Below are 22,282 nucleotides of genomic sequence, written 5' to 3'. Positions count from 1 at the left end.
CTCTCCCCCCCCCCCCCCCCCCCCCCCCCCCCCCCGCATCGGCCGGCCTCCGTCACGCACGGATGGCCGGCCGTCGTGCGCAAGAAGACCGTAAGGACTCAGCACCACACCGGGGCCCTTCTTCCTCCTAGGCTCGCGGAATGATCCCCGACAGCGTGGCAACGTTCATCGACGCAGAGGTTGCCGCGGCAACGACCGGCTACGACGACTTGCGGGTCGTCATCCTCAACGGCACCCTCAAGCGCTCCCCTGCTCCGAGCCACACCGACGGTCTCCTGGAGATCAGTCGGCGGGTGCTCGAGGGGGTCGGCGCCAGTGTCGACGTCGTACGCCTGGTCGACCACGTCATCCCGCCCGGCGTCATGCCCGACATGCGCGAGCACGGCTGGGAGATCGACGACTTCCCCGACATCTACCGCACCCTCGTCGCGCCGGCCGACATCGTCATCCTGGCCACACCGATCTGGCTGGGCGACCAGTCCTCGCAGACCCGGCTGGCGATCGAGCGGCTCTACGGCTGGTCCGGCGAGGTCAACGCCGCCGGCCAGTGGAGCTACTACGGCAAGGTCGGCGGCGTCGTGATCACCGGCAACGAGGACGGCGGCAAGCACTGTGCGGCGCAGATGCTCTACGCCCTGAGCCACATTGGCTTCACCATCCCGCCGCAGGTCGACGCCTACTGGAACGGCGAGGCCGGGCCCGGGCCGTCGTACCTCGACGACGACCGGGGCGCGCAGAACCACTGGACGACCCGCAACACGGTCTTCGCCGCGTGGAACATGCTGCACGCGGCCCGCGGCCTGAAGGACGCCGGCGGCATCCCGGCCCACGGCAACAGCACCCGCAACTGGGACCTCTCCGACCCCGACCACCCCAACCCCGAGTACCGCTGACCGGCGGGCCGGCTGGGGACGGCCGCGCGCTCGTGTCGGTCGGCGCTCATAGGGTGGCCGCGTGACCCTGCACCTGCACACCGCCGAGCGGACCGACGCGCTCGCCGACGGCCTGGCGGACCTGCTGGTCACCCCGCTCGCCGACCCGTTCGCCCGCGAGGTCGTGGTCGTGCCCGCCCGCGGCGTCGAGCGTTGGCTCACGCAACGGCTGTCGCACCGCCTGGGAGTGGGCGCGCGTGGTGGCGACGGGGTGTGCGCGGGCGTCGACTTCGTGACGCCCCACTCGCTCGTCTCGATGCTGCTCGACCGCGATGCCGAAGATCCGTGGAGCCCCGACCGGCTGGCCTGGCCGCTGCTCGAGGTCATCGACGGCTGCCTCGACGAACCCGGCTTCTCCGACCTCAGCCGTCACCTCGGGCACGGCGACCCGACTGACGAGCGCTCCGCGCGGCGCTACGCCGTCGCGCGCCGGCTGGCGGGACTCTTCAGCTCCTACGCCGTCCAGCGTCCGCAGCTCGTCCGCGACTGGCGCGCCGGCGACGACACCGATGGCGACGGCGTCCCGCTCGCCACCGACCTGCGCTGGCAGGCCGAGCTCTGGCGCCGCCTCGTCGACCGCGTGGAGGCGCCCGCGCCCGACGTACGCCACGCGACGACGCTCGCGCGCCTGGCGGCCGGCGACGCGGGGCTCGACCTTCCCGGCCGGCTCTCGCTGTTCGGGCACACGCGCCTGCCGGTGACCGAGGTCGAGTTGCTGCGCGCGCTCGGCGAGCAGCGTGACGTGCACCTCTGGTTGCCGCAGCCCTCGCCCGTGCTCTGGGCGGCGCTGGCCCCGACGGCCCTCGTCGGCCCCGTCGCGCGCGGCGAGGACGGCTCGGCCGGCGTGGTCGAGCACCCGCTCCTGGCCTCCCTCGGGCGTGACAGCCGCGAGCTGCGCCGCACATTGGGCGAGCTGGAGACCGAGCAGTTGGCTGCGGGCTTCGCCGACCCCACGACCCTCCTCGGGTGGCTCCAGGCCGACCTCCGGGCCAATCGCTCCCCGGATCCGGCGACCATCGCCTCGCGTGTCCGCGCACACACCGACCTGTCGGTGCAGGTGCACGCCTGTCACGGCACCGCCCGCCAGGTCGACGTGCTGCGCGAGGTCCTGGTGGGGCTCCTGCAGGACGACCCCACCCTCGAGCCGCGCGACATCCTCGTGATGTGTCCCGACATCGAGACCTACGCTCCCCTCATCTCGGCCGGCTTCGGCCTCGCCGACGTGACGCACGAGGACGTCGGCCACCCGGCCCACCGACTCAGGGTCCGGCTCGCCGACCGGTCGCCGGGGGCGACCAACCCCCTGCTGGGCGTAGCGGCCGACCTGGTCGAGCTGGCCGCCGGTCGGATGGCCGCCACAGCGGTCCTCGACCTCGCCGCCACCGAGCCGGTGCGGGCGCGCTTCGGCTTCACAGACGACCACCTCGAGCGGATGGCACGCTGGGTCGACCAGGCCGCGATCCGGTGGGGCTACGACCGCGACCACCGCGGTGCCTTCGGCCTCGACCTCGACGCCAACACCTGGCTCGCCGGCCTCGAGCGCGTGCTCCTCGGCGCGGCGATGTCGGGCGACGGCCACCGGTTCGTGCGAACCACGCTGCCCCTGGACGACGTGGGCGACGGGGACCTCGACCTCGTCGGCAGCTTCGTCGAGATGGTGGACCGCCTCCACACCTTCGTCCGCGCCGCGGCCGACGCGACGTCGGTCGCCGACTGGACCGACGCCCTCGGCCGGGCGGTGCACGGGCTGACCGCCAGCAGTTCCGACGACGCGTGGCGGGTGGCGCAGTTCGACCGCGAGCTCGCGCGGATCTCGGCGGGCGTCGGTGACCACGAGACCCGCCTGCGTCATGCCGACGTACGCGCCCTGCTGCGGCACCGGCTGCGCGGTCGGCCGACCCGGAGCAACTTCCGCACCGGCACGCTCACCGTCTGCACGATGGTGCCGATGCGATCGGTGCCGCACCGGGTCGTCTGCCTCGTCGGGCTCGACGACGGCGTCTTCCCGCGGCTGGAGTCGGTCGACGGCGACGACGTGCTCGCCCGCCGACCGCTCACCGGCGAGCGTGACGTCCGGTCGGAGGACCGGCAGCTGCTGCTCGACGCGATCGGCGCCGCGACCGAGACCCTCGTCATCACCTATGCCGGACGCGGCGAGCACACCAACGACGACAAGCCGCCGGCCGTGCCGCTCGGCGAGCTGCTCGACACCCTCGACCGCACCAGCGCGGCCGCCGTACGCCCCGACGTGGTCGTGCACCACCCGCTCCAGCCCTTCGACGAGGCGAACCTGACGGCCGGCGCGCTGGTCCACGACCTCGACCGGCCCTTCTCCTTCGACCGCACCGCGCTCGCGGGGGCCCGGGCGGCTCGGGCGCCGCAGCCCGCCCCGCGCGCGCTCGTGCCCGGTCTGCTCCCGGCACCCGAAGTCGTCGAGGAGGTCTCGCTCGCCGACCTCCAGGAGTTCTTCGCCCACCCGGTGCGCAGCTTCCTGCGCCACCGGCTCCGGATCACCACGCCCTACGACGTCGACGAGACCAAGGACGCCATCCCGATCACGCTCGACGGCCTGGAGAAGTGGGACGTCGGTGACCGGCTGGTGCGCGACGTGCTCACCGGCGGCGACCCGCAGGCGGCGATGCTGGCCGAACAGCTGCGCGGCCTGCTGCCACCGGAGGACCTCGGGGCCGCGATGCTCACCGACATCGTCACGCGCGTACGCCCCCTGGTCGAGGCAGCCGTGCCGCTGCGCGCGGGCCCGGTCCGCACGCTCGACGTCGACATCGACCTCGGCGACCGCCGGCTCACCGGCACCGTCGGCAACGTCTTCGGCAACAACCTGGTGGCGGTGAGCTACTCCAGCCTCGGCGCCAAGCACCGCCTGGCCGCGTGGCTCGACGCCCTCGCGCTCGCCGCCGGCCGGACCGACGAGAACTGGACGGCCCACACGATCGGCCGCTGGGGCCGCTCCGGTCGCCGCGCGCTGGTGGGTCCGATGACCGCCGAGGACGCCCGCACCCACCTCAGGAGCCTCGTGGACGTGATGGAGCGCGGCCAGCGCGAGCCGCTGCCGCTGCCCGTGAAGACCAGTCTGGCCTTTGCGGAGGAGCACGAGATCGGTGCGCAGGGACAGGCCGATCCCGACGCCAAGGCTGCCGCCGAGTGGGTGACGCCGCGCTTCAACGAGACCGGCTTCCCCAAGGAGGACGGCGACCAGTGGCACGTCCGCGCATGGGGCGAGTCGGCCCCCTACGACCTGCTGGCCGCCCCGCTGCTCCCCGGCGAGGAGGGCGAGGCGCCCCACCGTCTCGGCCACTACGCCCTCCGGGTCTGGTCGCCGCTGCTGTCGCACGAGCTGGTGCGGGCGATCTGACGTGGAGCCCATGGACACCTTCGACATCTGCGGCCCGCTGCCGAGCGGGACCACGCTGCTCGAGGCCAGCGCCGGCACCGGCAAGACCTGGACCATCGCCGCTCTCGTGACGCGCTACCTCGCGGAGGGGGTCACGACCCTCGAGGAGATGCTGGTCGTCACGTTCACCCGGGCGGCCAGCCAGGAGCTGCGCGACCGCGTCCGCCGCCAGCTCGACGACGCCGCCGCGGTGCTCGCCGACCCGACGACCGCCGACCCCGCCAACCGGCTGCACGACTGGCTGCTCGACGCCGACGCGGCCGAGCGTACGACCCGGCTCGGCCGGCTGACCGATGCGCTGACGTCCTACGACGCCGCGACGATCGCCACCATCCACCAGTTCTGCCAGCTCGTGCTCCGCAGCCTCGGCGTGGCCGGCGACACCGACACCGGAGCCGTGCTCGTCGAGGACCTGGAGCAGCTGACCAACGAGGTCGTCGACGACCGCTACCTCCAGCTCTTCGCGCACCAGGAGCAGGCGCCGTGGACCCGCGACGAGGCCCTCACCATCGCGCGTGCGGTCGTCGACGACCCGCGGGCGCGGGTGGCGCCGCAGGAGGCGCTCACCGACGATCCCGACGGCCGCGCCGCAGCGCGGGTGCGCTTCGCATGCGACGTCCTCGACGAGATCGACCGGCGCAAGCGACGCCTCGGCGTGCTGTCGTACGACGACCTGCTCGGCCAGCTCGCCGACGCGCTGGAACCCGACGACTCGCCCGCCCGTGCGCGGATGCGGCAGCGCTGGAAGGTCGCGCTGATCGACGAGTTCCAGGACACCGACCCGGTGCAGTGGCAGGTCTTTCAGCGCGCGTTCCACGGCGCCGCGACCCTCGTGCTGATCGGCGACCCCAAGCAGGCGATCTACGCCTTCCGCGGCGGCGACATCGTCACCTACCTCGACGCCGCCGAGCGCGCGACCACCCGCCAGACCCTCGGCGTCAACTGGCGGGCCGACAGGCCGCTGCTCGACTCCCTCCACGTGCTGGTCGAGGGCGCCGCGCTCGGCGACGAGCGGATCACCGTGCACCCCGTCACCGCGCACCACCCCACCTCGCGGCTCGCGGGTGCGGGCGAACCGTTCCGGCTCCGCGTCGTGCGCCACGAGGAGCTCGGCCGCAAGAAGCCACGCATCGGCGATTGGCGCCAGCACGTCCTCACCGATCTCGCCGCGGACATCAAGCGGCTGCTGACCAGCGGTGCCACCGTCGCGACCGGTGGTCCCGACGACGAGCGTCGGCCGGTCGAGCCGAAGGACGTGGCCGTCCTCGCGGCGAGGCGGGCCGACCTGCTCGCCGCCCAGGAGGCGCTGGCCGCCGTCGGCGTACCTGCCGTGCTCAACGCTGGCGGCTCGGTCTTCAAGACCGCGGCCTCCACCCAGTGGCTCACCCTGCTCGAGGCGCTCGAGCAGCCGCACCGCGCCGACCGGGTGCGGGCCGCGGCACTGACCGACTTCTTCGGCCGTACCCCCGAGGAGCTCCAGTCCGACGACGACCCGACCGACGCCCTGAGCGAGCACGTACGCCGTCTCGCCGACGTCTTCGTGGCGCGTGGGGTGGCGGCCGTGCTGGAGAGCGCCGTCCTGAACGGACTGGTCGCCCGGGTGCTGGGCAGGGTCGGTGGGGAGCGCACCCTGACCGACCTGCGCCACATCGGCGAGGCGCTGCACAAGGTGACCGTCAGCGAGCGGTTCGGGGTGGTGGGGCTGCTCGGCTGGCTGCGGACCCAGGTCGCCGACGACAAGCTCGAGGTCGCCTCCGAGCGCACCCGTCGGCTCGACTCCGACGCAGCCGCCGTACAGCTGGTGACGATCCACGGCAGCAAGGGACTCGAGTACCCGATCGTCTACCTCCCGACGCTGTGGGACCGGTGGGTGCGCGACGAGGACGTGCCCCTCTTCCACGACGCCGGCGGCGAGCGGTGCCGCGACGTGGGTGGACCCAGCACCTGGCACAACGCCGCCGTCGCGGCCAGTCGGCACGAGGACGCCGGTGAGTCGCTCCGACTGCTCTACGTCGCGCTCACGCGGGCCCAGTCGCAGGTCGTCGCGTGGTACTGCCCGACCGCCAACAACACCGCGCCCTCGCCCCTCCACCGGATGCTCTTCGGTCGCGCGCCCGGCCATCCGGTCGTCCGCGACGAGCAGTCCGTCCTCGGCGACGACGAGGTCGTCGACATCCTTGGGCGGTGGAAGTCCGCGGGCGGTCCGCAGCCCGAGCTCGCGACCCCGGGCGTCGTCGACACCACTCCGATCGAGCGCGAGCTGCCGCACCTGTCGGTGCGGTCCTTCGACCGCGACGTCGACACCGACTGGCGCCGGACGTCCTACTCCGCGCTCTCCGCCGCGGGCGCTCCCTACACCGGTGCTCCCGACCGGGTCCTGTCCGAGCCCGACGACGCCCCCGACCTCGACGATGCCGAGCTCGACGTGGCGCTCGAGGACGCTCCGCCTCCCGAGGCCGACCTCGTCCTCGCGGCCGTCGCGTCGCCGATGGCCGACCTGCCGGTGGGCGCCGCGTTCGGTTCACTGGTGCACGAGGTGCTCGAGCACACCGACCCCGCTGCGCCCGACCTCCGGGCCGAGCTGCTCCACCAGATCGAGGAGCACCGCGCGTGGTGGGCCGTCGAGGTCGACGCCGACGTGCTCGCCGACGCCCTCGTCGCCGTCTGCGACTCGCCGCTCGGACCGCTCACGGGTGGGCTGACACTGCGGGAGGTCCACCTCCCCGACCGCCTCCGCGAGCTCGACTTCGAGATCCCGCTCGCGGGCGGGGACCTCGCCGCCGGCGACGCCGCCCAGGTCGCGCTCGGCGACCTCGGTCCCCTGCTGCGTGCGCACCTGCCGGTCGGCGACCCGCTGCTCGCCTTCGCCGACACCCTGGCGGGGGACCCGGACCTCGCCGGCCAGCGACTGCTGGGCTACCTCACGGGGTCGATCGACGTGGTGGTCCGGGTACAGGTCGACGGTCGCACGCGCTTCCTGACGATCGACTACAAGACCAACTGGCTCGGCGACCGAACCGCGCCGGCGACCGCCTGGGAGTACCGTCCCGCCGTCCTCGACGAGGCGATGGGCCACTCCGACTACCCGCTCCAGGCGCTGCTCTACACCGTCGTCCTCCACCGCTACCTGCGTTGGCGGCTGCCCGACTACGACCCGGCCGACCACCTCGGCGGCGTGCTCTACCTCTACCTCCGCGGCATGTGCGGGCCGGAGACGCCCAGCGTCGACGGTCGCCCGTGCGGGGTCTTCTCGTGGCAGCCGCCGGTCTCGCTGGTCACCGCGCTGTCCGACCTGCTGGACGGAGTCCCCGCATGAGCACCCGCACGAGCGACCTGTTCGAGGCCGTCGACGCGACCGACGCGCGACTCGCCCTCGGGGCGACCGGCCTGCTCGCCGACTTCAACCGTGCCGGCGTGCTGACGAGCGCCGACGTCCATGTCGCCCGCGCCCTGGGCCGGCTCGGGCGCGAGGACGACGAGCGGGTGCTCCTCGCGGTCGCGCTCGCGGTCCGGGCCGTGCGCGGAGGCTCGGTCTGCCTCGACCTCGCGACCGTGGCCGACCCGGCCGACCTGCCGTGGCCGTCGCCGGCCGAGTGGATTTCCGCGGTCACCGCCAGCCCGCTCGTGGAGTCCGGGCTGGTCCGCTGGGACAACGACCTGCTCTACCTCGACCGCTACCACGAGCAGGAGAGCCAGGTCGTCGACGACCTCATGTCGCGCGCCGCCACCAGCCCGGCGTACGACCCCGACCTGATGGCGGCCTCGATGAAGCGCCTCGTCGCGGCGATGCGGCGCGCGCGCCCCGGCACGACGTACGAGGAGCAGGAGGCCGCGTGCCTGGCCGCCGCCGGGCAGTGGACGACCGTCCTCACCGGCGGGCCGGGGACGGGGAAGACGACGACCGTCGCGTCGCTGCTCGTCGGGCTGCTCGACCAGCACCCCGCGGGGCTGCGGATCGCGCTCGCTGCGCCGACCGGCAAGGCGGCGGCGCGACTGCAGCAGGCGGTGCACCAGGAGGCCGAGGCGTTCGAGGAGGGCGACCGGGTGCGGCTGGCCGGGGTCACCGCCTCCACGCTGCACCGGCTGCTGCGACCCGATCCGGGCAACTCCACGCGGTTCCGCCATCACCGCGGCAACCGGCTCCCCCACGACGTCGTCGTGGTCGACGAGTCGTCCATGGTGTCGCTGACCCAGATGGCGCGGCTGCTCGAGGCGGTGCGGCCCGACGCCCGGCTGGTCCTGGTCGGCGACCCCCACCAGCTCTCGTCCGTCGAGGCCGGCGCGGTGCTGAGCGACGTGGTCCGCGGGTTCGAGGGGCGCGCCGACTCGCCCGTCACGGCGCTGCAGTCGACCCACCGTTTCGGCCCGGAGATCGGCGAATTGGCCGAAGCGCTGCGCACCGGTGACGCCGACGGCGCGCTCGCCGTGCTCGCCACCGGCCATGACGCCGTCGAGTGGGTCGACGAGACCAACCCGGCCCCGCGGATCCGGACGACGGCGCTGGCGGCCGCCCTGGCCGTCCGCGACGCAGCCGCGCGCGGCGACATCGCCGGGGCGCTGCGGGCGCTCGACCACCACCGGCTCCTGTGCGCGCACCGCGACGGCCCGTTCGGCGTACGCCACTGGAACCGTCGCATCGAGCACTGGCTCACCGCCGAGACCGGCGACCCTCTCTTCGAGCGGGCCTACGTCGGGCGCCCGCTCCTGGTCACGGCCAACGACCACCAGCTGGGCGTCTACAACGGCGACAGCGGCGTGGTCGTGCTGACGCCCGCCGGTCCGCGCGCCGTGATCGCCGCCAGCGATGGTCCCCGCGACCTGGCACCCTCGCGGCTCGGCGACGTGGAGACGATGCACGCGATGACGATCCACAAGTCGCAGGGCTCGCAGGCCGACGTCGTCACGGTGCTGCTGCCCGACGAGGATTCGCGCCTGCTCTCGCGCGAGCTCTTCTACACCGCGGTGACCCGAGCGCGCACCCGCGTACGCGTGGTCGGGTCGGAGTCCGCGATCCGGGCCGCCATCGGCCGACGGGCGCAGCGCGCGAGCGGCCTCGCCGTGCGCCTCGCGGCCGCTCCCGACGCGCGTCCCACCGGATGAGCGCCCGAAATCTCGCCGACACAGGGGCCCGATAGCCTCGTCACATGCCGTACCTCCTGCGCGTCGAGCTCCCGGACGTCCCCGGGTCGCTGGGTCGCGTCGCGAGCGCGATCGGTGAGGCCGGCGGCGACATCGAGGCCATCGAGATCGTCGAGAAGCGCGACGGCTTCGCAGTCGACGACGTGCTCCTCGAGATGGTCCCGGGCGTCATGCCCGACTCGGTCGTCTCGGCCTGCAGCGTGCTCGACGGCGTGAGCGTGCTCTGGATCAACCGCTACGCCGCCGGCGGCAACCTCTTTCTCGACCTCGAGGTCGTCGAGTCCCTCACCGAGGACCCCAGCACCGCCCGCGACCGGCTCGTCGACCTGCTCCCCATCGCCTTCCGCGTGGACTGGGCCGCACGCGTCCACCCCGCCGACGGCAACCGCGTCATCCACGCGACCGACGCTGCCCCCACGGAGTTCTCCTTCGCCCCGATCACCGCTCCCGTGCGGCTGCCGGGCGACGAGATCTACGTCGAGGCCGCCGCCCCCTTCGGCGACGACGTCGTGCTCATCGGCCGCCGCGGCGGACCGGAGTTCCTCGACTCCGAGCTCGCCCGCCTCGAGCACCTCCTCGGGCTCGCGATCACCATCTCCCGCTGACCGGGCGATTCCTCGCGCTGGAACCTGCCGACCGGGCACTTCCTCGCGCTACAACGCGGCGACCGGGCACTTCCTCACGCTGGTTCTCGTTGCTCAGCGCGAGGAAGTACCCGGTCAGCGCCGTACAGCGCGAGGAAGTGCCCGGTCAGCGTCAGGCGACGGACTTGATCCGGGTCACGAAGACCGAGCCGAGGACGCACATCACGAAGCCGACGGCGTAGACGACGCCGTAGCCGACCGACCACGACTCACCGCCGGTCGCGACGGACCCACCGGCCGCGCGTACGCCGACCAGGATCAGCCCGGCCACCGCGGGGGCGATGACCTGCGGGAGGGCCGAGGCGATGTTGATGACGCCGAGGTCCTTGGCGCGGCCGTCCGCGGCCGGGAGCACCTGGGTGATCAGGGCGAAGTCGACGGCCTGGTAGACGCCGAAACCTGCTCCCAGGATCACGGCGGCGAGCAGTGCTCCCGGCCAGGCCTGCCAGATGCCGAGCACCAGCATGCTGGTGCCGATCAGTACGCCCGACCAGATCACGAACACCTTGCGCCGACCGATGCGGTCGCTCCAGTGGCCCACGGCCACCGTGGTGACGACGGTCGTGCCGCCGTAGATCAGCACCAGGATCCCGAGCTTCGCGGTCGCCTCGTCGTCGGTGAACCCGAGGCCGTCGGTGAGGTAGTAGAAGAGGTAGTTGAGCGCGATCCAGTTGCCGAGGTTGACCATGAACCGGGTGACCCAGGCCCACGCGAAGTCGGGGTGCTCCTTGGGCGAGATCCAGAACGAGCGCAGCAGCGACTTCCAGTCCATCGGTGCGAGCTCGTGATCGGCGGGCAGCGCGATGTCGCGCGAGCCGAGGAGGTAGGGCACCGACAGCGCGAGCATCACGACCGCGATCACGACGTAGCCCTGGGTGATCGAGCCGGTGAGCTCGGCGATCTTGATCCCGAGCAGGACGCCGACGGTCCCGGCGATCGCGATCATCCCGCCGATCAGCCCGCGCCGCCCGACGGGCACCTGGTCGGGGACGGCCGCGGTGCCGCCGGCCCACGCCGCGTTGAGCGCCAGCTGCACCAGGCTCCACGCGAGCACCATCGTGACGGCGTTGTCGGCCACCGACAGCAGCAGCAGGCCGACCGCGCCGATCACGACGCCGCCGATCACCCACGGCACGCGGCGGCCCAGGCGCGAGCGCGTACGGTCCGAGAACGCGCCCCAGACCGGGTTGGCCAGCAGCGAGATGATCGCCCCGACGAACAGCACGACCGAGAGCAGCAGCTCCTTGCTGAGCCCGCCGGCCTCGGCGGACGCGACCCGGTCCGCCTGCTGGGCGAGCAGCACCTGGATCGGCCCGAACCAGCCGGCCATCAGGCCGAGGTTGAGCAGCACCAGCGACCCGATCCAGCGGGCCGGGGGTGCGTCGACCGGTTCGTCGAAGGCCGAGCGCGGAGCCGCCTGAGTGGTCACTGCGTCATTGTGGGCCACCGGGCCCCGCAGGTCACCGCTCGAGCAGGAAGAGCGGGATCTTGCGGTCGGTCTTCTTCTTGTACTCGGCGTACGTCGACCACGTCGCGACCGCGTGCTCCCACCAGCTGTCGTACTCGTCGCCGTCCAGCTCGCGCACGCGGTAGGTGTGCTTCTCGGCCTTGTCCTGGAGGTCGACCTCGGGGTGCTGGCGGAAGTTGTCGGCCCACACGGGGTCCTCCGGAGCACCGCCCTTCGACGCCACCGCGAGGTAGGCGCCGTCGCGCTCGACCCGCATCACCGGGTTCTTGCGGAGGTTGCCCGAGGACACCCCGACCGACGTGATCACCACGATCGGGTACTTCGTACCGGGCAGCGTGCCGCCCTTCTCACCGTCGGTGGCCTCGAACTCCTCGACGTTCTTGCGGACCCACTCGGTCGCGCTCGGGACATAGGTTCCAGTCAGTGCCATGTCTGCCACAACACCACGGGCGACCGCCCTCTTCCACACCCGCACGGATAGCCTCGCGCCATGAGCGCGATCGACGGTGTCAGCGAGATCTTCGACCCCGAGTCCTGGGACGTGGTGCCGGGCTTCGAGGACCTCACCGACCTGACCTACCACCGCGCCCGCGAGCACGGCACCGTACGCATCGCCTTCGACCGGCCCGACGTGCTCAACGCGTTCCGCCCGCACACCGTCGACGAGCTGCTGCGCACGCTGGAGCACGCGCGCATGTCGGCCGACGTCGGCTGCGTACTCCTCACTGGCAACGGCCCGAGCGCGAAGAACGGCAAGTGGGCCTTCTGCACCGGCGGCGACCAGCGCGTCCGCGGCCGGTTCGGCTACCAGTACGAGACCGAGGGGACCTCCGGACACGACGACGCCGGCGCCCCGCCCCAGCACCCATCAACACCGGCGATCGACCAGGCCAAGCTCGCGCGCCTCCACATCCTCGAGTGCCAGCGGGTCATCCGCTTCATGCCCAAGGTCGTCATCTGCGTCGTCCCGGGCTGGGCCGCCGGCGGCGGGCACAGCCTCCACGTCGTCGCCGACCTCACCCTCGCGAGCCGCGAGCACGCGCGCTTCAAGCAGACCGACGCCGACGTGGGGTCGTTCGACGGCGGCTACGGCTCGGCCTACCTCGCCCGCCAGGTCGGGCAGAAGTTCGCCCGCGAGATCTTCTTCCTCGCCGACGAGTACGACGCCGAGGACATGCACCGCATGGGCGCGGTCAACCGCGTCGTCGAGCACGCCGAGCTCGAGAAGGTCGCCCTCGACTGGGGCCGCAAGATCAACGGCAAGTCACCGACCGCCCAGCGGATGCTGAAGTACTCCTTCAACCTCCTCGACGACGGCCTGGTCGGCCAGCAGCTCTTCGCCGGTGAGACCACCCGCCTGGCCTACATGACCGACGAGGCGCAGGAGGGCCGCGACCAGTTCCTCGAGAAGCGCGAGGCCGACTGGTCGCCCTACCCCTGGTACTACTGAGCCACCCAGGATGCGCGCATGAAGATCGACCTGACCGTCGCGGCGATCCCCGCCTTCGTGGGCGCCATGGTCGCGGAGTACGCCTGGCAGCGGACGCACCCTGTCGAGCCCGGCACGCGGGCGGGCGACTACCAGCTGGCCGACACGCTCGCGAGCCTGAGCATGGGCGTCGGCAGCCTGGCCGCGCCGTACGTCGCGCGGCGGCTGCTCGATCCCGTCACCCTCGGGGTCGGCAAGCACGGCCGGACGCTGCTGGCGATCGGCGCGGCGACGGCGGTGCTGACCACAGTCGGTGACGTCGTACGACGACGGGTGCGTGACGGCCGGCTCCCGGACCCGCAGACCGTGCCGGCGGAGGTCCGCGAGGTGCAGGAGGAGCTGGCCGGGATCCGGCTGGGCCCGGCTGTGCACCCCCGCGACCGGGCCGTCGCCAGGAACGGCCCGCAGAGGACGCACGGGGCACTCGCCGCCAGCGCCGTCGCGTCGACGGCGCTGGTGACCTCGACGACCTGGGCCGCGCTGACCGGTGGCAAGGTCCTGTTCGCCCGCTCACCCTTCGACCTCGGCCGTGGCCGCTGGGCGGCCGTGGCGGCCGTCCTCGGCTGGGACTTCATCTACTACTGGAACCACCGGCTCAGCCACGAGAGCCGCTGGCTCTGGGCCGTCCACTCGGTGCACCACTCCAGCGAGCGCTACAACCTCTCGACCGCCCTGCGCCAGCCGGTCGCCGAGGGCGTCACCCTCACCGTCCCCTACGGCCTGCTTGCGCTGGCCGGCGTACGCCCGGCGCTGATCGAGCAGGCCCGTGGCATCAACCTGATCTACCAGTTCTGGATCCACACCGAGGCGATCCAGCGCCTCGGCTGGATGGAGAAGGTGTTCAACACGCCCTCACACCACCGGGTTCACCACGGCTCCAATCGCGACTACCTCGACCGCAACCACGGCAGCATCCTCATCCTCTGGGACCGACTGTTCGGGACGTTCGAGGAGGAGGACGAGCCCGTCGTCTACGGCCTGACCGCCAACATCGACACCTTCAACCCGCTCCGCATCGCGACCCACGAGTGGCGCGACATCGCCGCCGACGTGGCGACCGCGGACACCTGGCACGACCGCTGGTCGTCGCTGCTGCGGCGACCGGGTTGGGCGTACGCCCGTCGCACAGCGGCCGGCGTCGCCTGAGGTCGATCAGACCGTCAGGCGGAACGAGACCACGTCGTCGGCAGCACGGAACGCCTCACTCTGCCCGGTGACCGCGGCCAGGAAGTCGTCGCGCCCGAGCGCCAGCAGGACGGTGTCCGCGACCGCGACCACGGTGGCGGTCCGCGGTACGTCGCGGAGCAGCCCGATCTCCCCGAAGAAGTCGCCCGGACCCTCCTGCCGCAGCACGGCGCCGTCGTGCATCACGTCGACCAGGCCCGACTCGATGATGAAGAACCGGTCGGACTCCTCGCCCTCGGTCACGACGACACCGGAGGCGGGCACGGTCACCCGCACCAGCTTGCGAGCGAGCCCGTCGACAGTGGCGGGGGTGAGCGGGACGAACATCGGGATCGCCGTGAGCAGGTCCAGTCCGGCCGGTGCCGTGAGGCGTTCATCGAGGCGCCGCATGCGGGGCAGGAACGGGAGGGACAGGGCCGTCACCCCCACGCCGACCACGGCCAGGGACGTCCGCAGGCCGTACGCGTTCATCAGCACCGGCATCAGCGCTGCGCCGAGGGCCATCGTCGCGATCACGCAGGTCTCCAGGGCGCCGAAGACCCGGCCCATGACCGCGTCGGGCGCCAGGCGCTGCACGATGGTGTCGAGGTTGACGTCGACCAGGGGGTTCGCGAAGCCGAGCAGCGCCACGGCCGCGAGCACCGTGACGGGTGAGGCCCACGCCGTGATCAGGAGCAGCGGCGCGGCCCACAGCACCACCCCCACCGTGAGGTCCTGCGCGAGACTCCGCTTCGACGCACGGGAGATGGCAAAGAAGCCACCCAGGATGGCGCCGACTCCGAGGATGGAGTCGAGGTAGCCGACCCCCTCAGGTCCGGTGCCGAGCACGTCGACGGCCATCACCACCAGGAAGACCGCAGACGCCCCCGCGACGATCGTCTGGGCCGAGACGAGCCAGATGACCACCGCGAGGTCGCGGTCCGCAGCGATGGCACGGAATCCGCCGGAGACCTCGGCCGCGAAGCTCTCCTTCGCCGGTTCGTCATCCGGGTCCGCACTGGTCGGTCGGTCCGGCTCGTCGCGGTGCGGGACGTGGATGCCGAGGACCATCACCATCGACCAGGCGAAGGTGATCGCGTTGAGGAAGAAGACGACCTCGACGCTGGAGGCGGCGATCAGCAGGGCTCCCAGCATAGGCCCGATGAAGAAGGAGAGGCTCTCGATCGTGCTCCCGGTGCCGTTCGACGCGGTGAGCTCCTCGGGGGTGGAGGCGAGGGCGGGCATCAGCGATCGCTGGGCACAGCGGAACGGTGTCCCGAGCAGTCCCGCCAAGGTGGCCAGCACGAAGATCGGCGCGGCCGGGGTGTCGAGGACGAGGCACACTCCTGCCGCGGTGACCAGGACCAACCGCAGCAGGTCGGACGCGACCATGACGCGCTTGCGCGGTAGCCGGTCCACGAGCGTGGAGGCGAAGGGTGCCGTGAGGGCCATCAGGGTCAGTCGGATGGCCGTCCACACGCCGACCGCTGTGACCCCACCGACGCTGTAGGCCCACACGACCACGGCGGTGGCGAACGCCCAGTCGCCGATCATCGATCCGACGAGCGCGAGCTCCACGCGTCGCAGGCCGGGATTGCGGAACACCGCGGCGATCGAGCCGCCGAGCTCCCGCACCGAGGTGCGGACCCCAGCGGCGAACCCCGGACTCGGCGAGGGGTCCTGCGCGTCGGTGTCCGGCGGTCCCGCTGTCGTCATTTTCGCGACACTAGGGGCACCTGAGCGACGAAGGTGATATCAGGACGGAATCTCCTCGGCGGTATAGACCGCGAGCTCGCGGCCGGAGGGCCGCCGGTATCTCCCCCTAGACTCCGCTCCACGTGAGGCACCGGGGAGGGGCCATGACCTCCAGCGCGGAGCGGGACGTCGCAAGCCTCATGCCCTACGTGCCTCGGCTCCTCGGGCGCTGGGTGTCCAGCAGTGACGACGACCGGCACATGCGAGTCAACGGAACCGTTGCGTTCGTCGACATCTCCGGCTTCACCAGGCTCACCGAACGGCTCGCACGCAAGGGCAAGGTCGGCGCCGAGGAGATGAGCGACATCCTCAGCGCGACCTTCGCCGGCCTGCTCGACGAGGTCCGCGACGACGGCGCCGACCTCATCAAGTGGGGAGGCGACGCCGTCCTGCTGTTGTTCCAGGGGGACGACCACGCACACCGCGCAGCCCGCGCATCCCACCGGATGCGCGCGAAGCTGAAGGTGATCGGCCGGCTCCCCACCACGTCGGGCACGGTCGTGCTGCGGATGTCGGTGGGCGTGCACAGCGGCGACTTCGACTTCTTCCTCGTCGGCGACCCGGACGTCCACCGCGAACTGCTGATCAGCGGGCCGGGCGCGAGCATCACCGCGGAGACCGAGGCAGCGGCCGCGGCCGGCCAGATCGGCCTCAGCCCCACCACGGCCGCGCTGCTCGAGCCGCGGCTCCTCGGCCCGGTGCTGCTGGACGGGCGGCTGCTCCGGTCGGCGCCGCCTCGCCTGCTCGTCGCCCAGGACGACGAGGAGCCCCCGTCCCAGATCGATCCCCTCGGCGTGCTCCCACCGCCGATCCGCGCCCATCTCCTCAGCGGCGCAACGGATCCGGAGCACCGACTGATCAGCGTCGCCTTCGTGCAGTTCTCCGGGACCGACGACCTGCTCGTCTCAGCCGGGCCCGGCGCCCTCGCGGACGCGCTGGACGAGGTCGTACGCAACGTGCAGCACGCGTGTGCCGACCACGAGGTCACGTTCTTCGAGACCGACATCAATCGCGACGGCGGCAAGATCATGTTGACCGCCGGGGCCCCTCGCAGCGCCGACCACGACGAGGAGCGGATGCTGCGCGTCGCGCGTCAGGTCCTCGATCGCGCCGGCGTGCTGCCGCTGCGGATCGGCATCAACCGCGGACACGTGTTCGCCGGCGACTTCGGCCCGTCGTTCCGTCGTACGTTCTCGGTGAAGGGCGACGCCATCAACCTCGCCGCCCGGGTCATGGGCAAGGCGGTGCCCGGGCAGGCACTCGCGACCACCGAGGTGGTCGCCCATTCGCAGACGCTCTTCCACACCACCGAGCTGCCACCGTTCATGGTGAAGGGGAAGTCGAAGCCGGTGCGCGCCGTCGCGCTCGGGGAGGTGGTCGGCGCCCGTCACGAGGACCGCGCAGCGCTCCCGCTGGTCGGACGGGCTGACGAGACGGCGGTCATCGACCAGGCGCTTGCCGACGTACGTTCCGGACGGGGTCGGATCCTCGACATCGTCGGCGAGGCGGGCATCGGCAAGTCCCGTCTAGTCGCTGAGGCGCTCACCGGGGTCGACGACATCACGGTCGTGACGGGTCCGTGCGAGCAGTACGAGTCGTCGACGGCGTACTTCCCCTTCCGTCGCCTGCTGCGCGACGTCCTCGGCCTCGCTGCGGACCTGGAGCCCGAAGGTGTCGCCGCCCTCGTGAGCGACCGGGTGGTCGCCGAGGCCCCGGACCTGGTGCCGTTCCTGCCGCTCATCGGCATCGCGATGGACGTCGACATGGAGCCCACCCGAGAGGTCGAGGAGATCGAGGAGGAGTTCCGCAAGGTACGGCTCGAGGACGTCATCGCCGAGCTGCTCGGCGCCCTGCTGGACGCGCCGACAGTCCTTCTGGTCGAGGACGTGCACGCGATCGACGAGTCCTCGTCCGACCTGTTGCAGCGGCTCTCGGCCGAAGCGCGGGACCGACCCTGGCTCATCATGGTGACCCGGCGCGAGGACGAGCACGGCTTCGTCCCCGCGGAGGACTCCCACGTCATCCCGTTGCGCCCGGGACCGCTCGCGCCGGACGCCGCGCTCCAGCTCGTCCAGGACGCCCTCGAGGACCATCCGGTCCCTGCCCACGCAGTGGTCGACCTGGCCCGGCGCGGAGGTGGGAACCCCATGTTCCTCGAGGCCCTGGTGCGGGCGGTCGGCCGCTCGGGTTCGGCGGCTGGGCTTCCCGAGTCTGTCGAGGCGCTGCTCACCAGCCAGATCGACCGCCTCCACCCCGCCGACCGGTCCGCCCTGCGCTACGCCGCCGTCCTGGGGATGATGGTCGACGAGACGGCGCTGGACCGGCTGCTCGAGGAGCAGGACGTCCGGGTCCCGGCGGGCGCGATGGGGCGGTTGGGGGACTTCCTCGTGCGCGACGAGCGCGGTGGCATCCGGTTCCGCAGCGGGTTGTTGCGGGACGTCGCCTACGAAGGACTCCCGTTCAGGCGTCGACAGGTCCTCCACGACCACGTGAGTCGAGCGATCGAGCGCTCCTCGGCGACGCCCGAGAGCCAGTGCGAGGTGCTGTCGCTGCACTTCTTCCACGCCGGCCGCCACGACAAGTCGTACATCTACTCGTTGCTGGCCGGTGAGCGCGCTGTGGCGAAGTACGCGCACGGCGAGGCCATCGAGTTCTACGCCCGAGCCGCCCAGTCGTGCACCCAGACCGACGCGGAGCCGAGGGCGTTGGCACGCGTGTACGAGAAGCTCGCCGACTCCCGATGGCTGGTCGGACTGTCCCGGGAGGCGGGGGACGCGTACGCCCTGGCGCGCAGGAACCTTCGAGGCGACCCCGTCGCCATCGCCGGCATCATCGAGAAGGAGGCGCGGATCGACCAGCGCCGACGCAACCACCCGGTGGCGATGCGCAGGATCTCGCGCGGTCTGCACGGGCTCGAGGGCATGACGGGCGCGGACGTCGACATCGCCCGCTCCCAGCTCGCCCGACGCTACGCCGACAGCCGGTTCCGCCAGGGTCGACTCGACGACGCCTTCCACTGGGCCCAACTGGCAGCGAGGTACGCCGAGGAGTCGGTCGACAAGACCACGCTGGCGGCGGCGTACGAGGTGCTGAACCACGTGTACGCGGGCTCCGGTCGGGAGGAGCCGTACCCGTACGGTCGGCTCGCGCTGCAGGCGTACACCGAGCTCGGCGACCTGCGGCACCAGGGCTGGTGCCTCAACAACCTGGCCGCCCAGGACGTCACGGCCGGACGCTGGGACGAGTCCCTGGCCAGCTTCCGGAACGCTGCCGACCTCTTCCGACGCATCGGCGACACCGCCGCCGAGGGGAACGCGCTGTACAACCAGGCCGAGATCCTGGTGCGCCAGTGTCGGTACGCCGAGGCGCGGGCCCTGCTCCCGGACGTCCTGAGGATCGCGCGCGCGGTGGAGGACGAGGAGCTCGTGGCCCTGGCCCAGCGGGAGCAGGCCCGCGCCATCGCAGGATCCGGTGGTCTCGACGAGGCGGTCGCGCTGTTGAGCGAGGCGCGAGCCCGGTTCGACACGCTCGGGGAGTCCGACGAGGTCGTGACCACTGACCTGGTGCTGGCCGAGCTCCTGCAGGACGCCGGACAGTCACGGCAGGCCAGCGACGTCCTCGTCCTCATCGACGACGAGCACCGGAGCGCGACCCACCAGAGGCTGGTCGGCCGCGATCACGTGCTCGACGGCCGGGCGGACGCCGCTCGATCCGCCTTCACCACCGGGCTGGAGCTCGCCGAGCGCGACGGAGACCTGCTCGAGCAGGCGCTCGTGCTCGCCGAGCTGGCGGCCCTGGCCGGCTCGTCGGGCGCGGGCGAGGACCCCGCCGGACGACGCGCGCAGGAGACACTCGCCTCGCTGGGTGTGGCCCGACCGGGCTGACCGCGCTCGTCGACTCAGCCGATGCCGGTCCGGATGTCGCGATCGGTGAGCAGGTAGAGGTGGGTGTCACCGGAGCCGTCACGCTTGCTCTGCACGTAGTCGACGCACGGGGTCGCGGGTGCGGCCATGGTGTTCTTGGCAGGACACGCGTCCGCGGCGGCCAGCGACCCGTTGCCGAGCAGCGAGTAGATGACGCTCACGCCGCGGATCGAACCGCCGCCGCACAGCGTCTTGTCGCACTTGACGATGATCGTCGCAGGAGAGTCCACCTCGTAAGGGGACGACGGCTGGGAGAACAGCGCCTGGGCGACGGCACCGCCGACCACGCCCTTCGCTCCCCGGAAGCAGGGTGCGTAGGTCGACGTCCGGTCGGTGTCGCACACGCCGACCGACAGCAGCACCTGCGAGCCGGCGCCTCGCGGCAGCAGGACGACCTCGCAGACGGGCGCAGCCTCGGTCGCCTGGACGCAGCTGTCCTGACCACCGAAGCCCGCCGCAAAGGCTGATCCGTTCGTGGCCGTCAGGGCGGGGCTCAGGTCGGACAGCACGTCGAAGCGGAGGTCCTTGACGCCCGGGACGTAGGACGTTCCTGCGGCCGGAGCCTTCGGACCGGATCCGGCTCCGACGGTGAGCACCACCCGGTTGACGGGAGCCGTCAGGCTCGTCGCGACCACGGCGCTCTGCTCGCCCGCGCGGGCCAGGCCGGTGGTGCTCGACAGGGTGCCGACGTTGCTCGAGACCGTCAGCCTCGTGTCCTTGGTGAACGCCGCGGGCTGGCCCAGGGCGTCGAGGAAGCTGACGGTGACGCGGATCGTGCCGCCCGCCTTCACCACGACGTACGGCAGTGCCGCGCCCGGGAGGCCCGACGGGATGACCACGTCGGACGTCACACTGTCGACGACCACCACGACCGGGGCCGTGTTAGCGGCCGGAGCGGCGCTGGTCACCGCACCGCTGAGCGCGACCGCCAGGCCTGCTGCGATCGCGAGGGCGAGCTTCTTGCGACGAGACGATGCTGGGAAGGACACGAGTCCGGGTTCCTTTCAGTCTCCGAGACCACCGGCCACTGTGCGTGCCACGAGGCCCGGCCGTCAATGACCTAGGTGTCCCTCACCGCAAGGCTGATACAGGCCTTCGAACTACCCGGCCACTGGTCTAGGCCGTCCCGATCTCCTGGTGCGTGTCGCGACGTACGTCGAGGGTCATGCCCTGACGCGCGACGACGACGGTCACATCGGCGGACAGGTCACTCGACCACCCCGCGATGGCGTCCAGGGCCTCGTCGGTGCGGGCGGGCGAGTGGTGGAACAGCACGACCTTGCCCACCCGGCAGTCCGCACCGAGCTTGACGGCGTCCTGGACGGTCGAGTGCCCGTAGTCCACGGCGACCGGCCGCTCTCCCTCGAGGAACTGCGCATCGTGGACGAGCACGTCGACGCCGTCGAGCATCGCCAGCAGCTCGGCGGACACTCCGGCAGCGGGCGCGTGGTCAGGGAGATAGGCCAACGAACCCTCCGGGGCATCGACTCGCAGGCCGTACGTCTGGCCGCCCTTGTGCTCGATCTCGACGGCGGTGACCATCACGCCCTCGATCTCGTGCGCGCCCTGCTCCAGCGTGTAGAACCCCCACGTCCCGCGCAGGCCCTCGGGCGTGATCGGGAACGACGGAGGAGAGAACGACTGAGCCAGCAGGTCGCGCCCCGAACGACCGTCCTGTGCCGGCACGTAGAAGTCCACCCGTGCGTCGTCGCGGTCCCCCGCGGCGAAGAACGGCAAGCCCTGCAGGTGGTCCCAGTGCAGGTGGCTGAGCACGATCGACCCGTCGAACGCGGCACCGCCGAGCATCGCCGTCAGCGACCTCAGGCCCGTGCCGGCGTCGAGCACCAGGGTGGGCCGGTCGCCGTCCTCAGTGGTGATCGCGAGGCAGGACGTGTGTCCGCCGTAGCGCACGAAGTCGGCGCCGGGCGCCGCAGTGGAGCCTCGGACACCGAGCATCTCGACCTTCATGCGGCGCTCACGGCCGGACTGTAGCAGCGGCATCGAGGCTCGAGGCGGGCTTTCGGTCACGCGGCCTAGGGTGGATCCATGACGTCGACCCTCGATCCGCTGACGGCCGACAAGATCTACACAGCCGACGTCGAGCCACGGCCTCGTGAGCGCCTCGGGCGGGTCGTTGCGGGAGCCCTCGACCTGTGGTGCGCGATGGCCGGCGGGCGGTTCGAGCTGACCAACGAGGGGCACGTCGTCATCCGCCGCCGGCGCGACGGCGGGCTCGAGCTCCGCGTGCCGGCCGGTGGCCCCGAGGCCGCCGCGGTCCTCCTCGAGGTGATGCGGAGCCAGCTCGTGACGCTGAGTCCCGACGAGTTCCGTGAGGGCTGGGGGATCGACTGAGGCC

14 protein-coding genes are annotated in these 22,282 nt (G+C 72.1%); 9 read left to right on the top strand and 5 right to left on the bottom strand.

Annotation, left to right across the window (positions count from 1 at the left end; genetic code table 11):
- Positions 1–140: 140 nt before the first annotated feature.
- The 5 genes from EUA94_RS18570 (at position 141) to EUA94_RS18550 (ending at position 10,088) form a co-directional block, all read left to right on the top strand.
- Positions 141–893, top strand: a complete 753-nt coding sequence (locus tag EUA94_RS18570; RefSeq protein ID WP_129428383.1) for a flavodoxin family protein — start codon at positions 141–143, stop codon at positions 891–893.
- Positions 894–954: 61 nt separating this feature from the next.
- Positions 955–4,305 carry an exodeoxyribonuclease V subunit gamma gene (gene recC / locus EUA94_RS18565; protein ID WP_129428382.1) on the top strand — a complete coding sequence of 1,117 codons (3,351 nt, stop codon included), beginning with the start codon at positions 955–957 and terminating at the stop codon, positions 4,303–4,305.
- 10 nt (positions 4,306–4,315) lie between these two features.
- Complete coding sequence (locus tag EUA94_RS18560; RefSeq protein ID WP_129428381.1) at positions 4,316–7,660, top strand: UvrD-helicase domain-containing protein; 3,345 nt, start codon at positions 4,316–4,318, stop codon at positions 7,658–7,660.
- Positions 7,657–9,444, top strand: a complete 1,788-nt coding sequence (gene recD / locus EUA94_RS18555) for an exodeoxyribonuclease V subunit alpha (RefSeq protein WP_129428380.1) — start codon at positions 7,657–7,659, stop codon at positions 9,442–9,444. The genes EUA94_RS18560 and recD overlap by 4 nt, the downstream gene beginning before the upstream one ends.
- 44 nt (positions 9,445–9,488) lie before the next feature.
- Entirely contained in the window at positions 9,489–10,088 is a 600-nt protein-coding gene (locus tag EUA94_RS18550) for an ACT domain-containing protein (protein ID WP_129428379.1), read from the top strand.
- Positions 10,089–10,239: 151 nt separating this feature from the next.
- Here the strand turns inward: EUA94_RS18550 and EUA94_RS18545 are convergent, their stop codons facing one another.
- Together EUA94_RS18545 and EUA94_RS18540 are read right to left on the bottom strand one after the other, a co-directional pair.
- A complete protein-coding gene (locus EUA94_RS18545; RefSeq protein WP_242494958.1) occupies positions 10,240–11,556 on the bottom strand; it encodes an MFS transporter in 1,317 nt (438 codons plus the stop codon).
- 31 nt (positions 11,557–11,587) lie between these two features.
- Positions 11,588–12,025, bottom strand: coding sequence for a nitroreductase family deazaflavin-dependent oxidoreductase (locus tag EUA94_RS18540; protein WP_129428378.1), 438 nt, complete (start codon positions 12,023–12,025; stop codon positions 11,588–11,590).
- 60 nt (positions 12,026–12,085) lie between these two features.
- On the opposite strand from EUA94_RS18540, the gene EUA94_RS18535 reads away from it, so the two are divergent.
- Positions 12,086–13,045, top strand: coding sequence for a 1,4-dihydroxy-2-naphthoyl-CoA synthase (locus EUA94_RS18535; protein WP_129428377.1), 960 nt, complete (start codon positions 12,086–12,088; stop codon positions 13,043–13,045).
- Between the two features lie 18 nt (positions 13,046–13,063).
- Entirely contained in the window at positions 13,064–14,230 is a 1,167-nt protein-coding gene (locus EUA94_RS18530) for a sterol desaturase family protein (protein ID WP_129428376.1), read from the top strand.
- A 6-nt stretch (positions 14,231–14,236) separates the two neighbouring features.
- On the opposite strand, the gene EUA94_RS18525 is transcribed toward EUA94_RS18530, so the two are convergent.
- Entirely contained in the window at positions 14,237–15,964 is a 1,728-nt protein-coding gene (locus EUA94_RS18525; RefSeq protein ID WP_129428375.1) for an MFS transporter, read from the bottom strand.
- A 239-nt stretch (positions 15,965–16,203) separates the two neighbouring features.
- Here EUA94_RS18525 and EUA94_RS18520 point away from each other — a divergent pair, with 239 nt between their 5' ends.
- Positions 16,204–19,887, top strand: a complete 3,684-nt coding sequence (locus EUA94_RS18520) for an AAA family ATPase (RefSeq protein ID WP_165357029.1) — start codon at positions 16,204–16,206, stop codon at positions 19,885–19,887.
- A gap of 14 nt (positions 19,888–19,901) precedes the next feature.
- Here EUA94_RS18520 and EUA94_RS18515 read toward each other — a convergent pair whose 3' ends face one another.
- Positions 19,902–20,915 carry a hypothetical protein gene (locus EUA94_RS18515; RefSeq protein ID WP_129428373.1) on the bottom strand — a complete coding sequence of 338 codons (1,014 nt, stop codon included), beginning with the start codon at positions 20,913–20,915 and terminating at the stop codon, positions 19,902–19,904.
- A gap of 127 nt (positions 20,916–21,042) precedes the next feature.
- The gene (locus EUA94_RS18510; RefSeq protein ID WP_129428372.1) at positions 21,043–21,954 is read right to left on the bottom strand and encodes an MBL fold metallo-hydrolase; all 912 of its coding nucleotides are present in this window, start codon (positions 21,952–21,954) and stop codon (positions 21,043–21,045) included.
- An 18-nt stretch (positions 21,955–21,972) separates the two neighbouring features.
- Here EUA94_RS18510 and EUA94_RS18505 point away from each other — a divergent pair, with 18 nt between their 5' ends.
- Positions 21,973–22,278 (top strand): hypothetical protein, encoded by a 306-nt coding sequence (locus tag EUA94_RS18505; protein WP_129428371.1) that lies wholly within the window; start codon positions 21,973–21,975, stop codon positions 22,276–22,278.
- The last annotated feature ends 4 nt before the right edge of the window (positions 22,279–22,282 follow it).

The sequence above is a fragment of the Nocardioides zhouii genome, from assembly GCF_004137345.1.
GTDB lineage: Bacteria > Actinomycetota > Actinomycetes > Propionibacteriales > Nocardioidaceae > Nocardioides > Nocardioides zhouii.
Note: the sequence above shows the minus strand (reverse complement) of the source record. Positions and strands in the feature narration are given on the sequence as shown.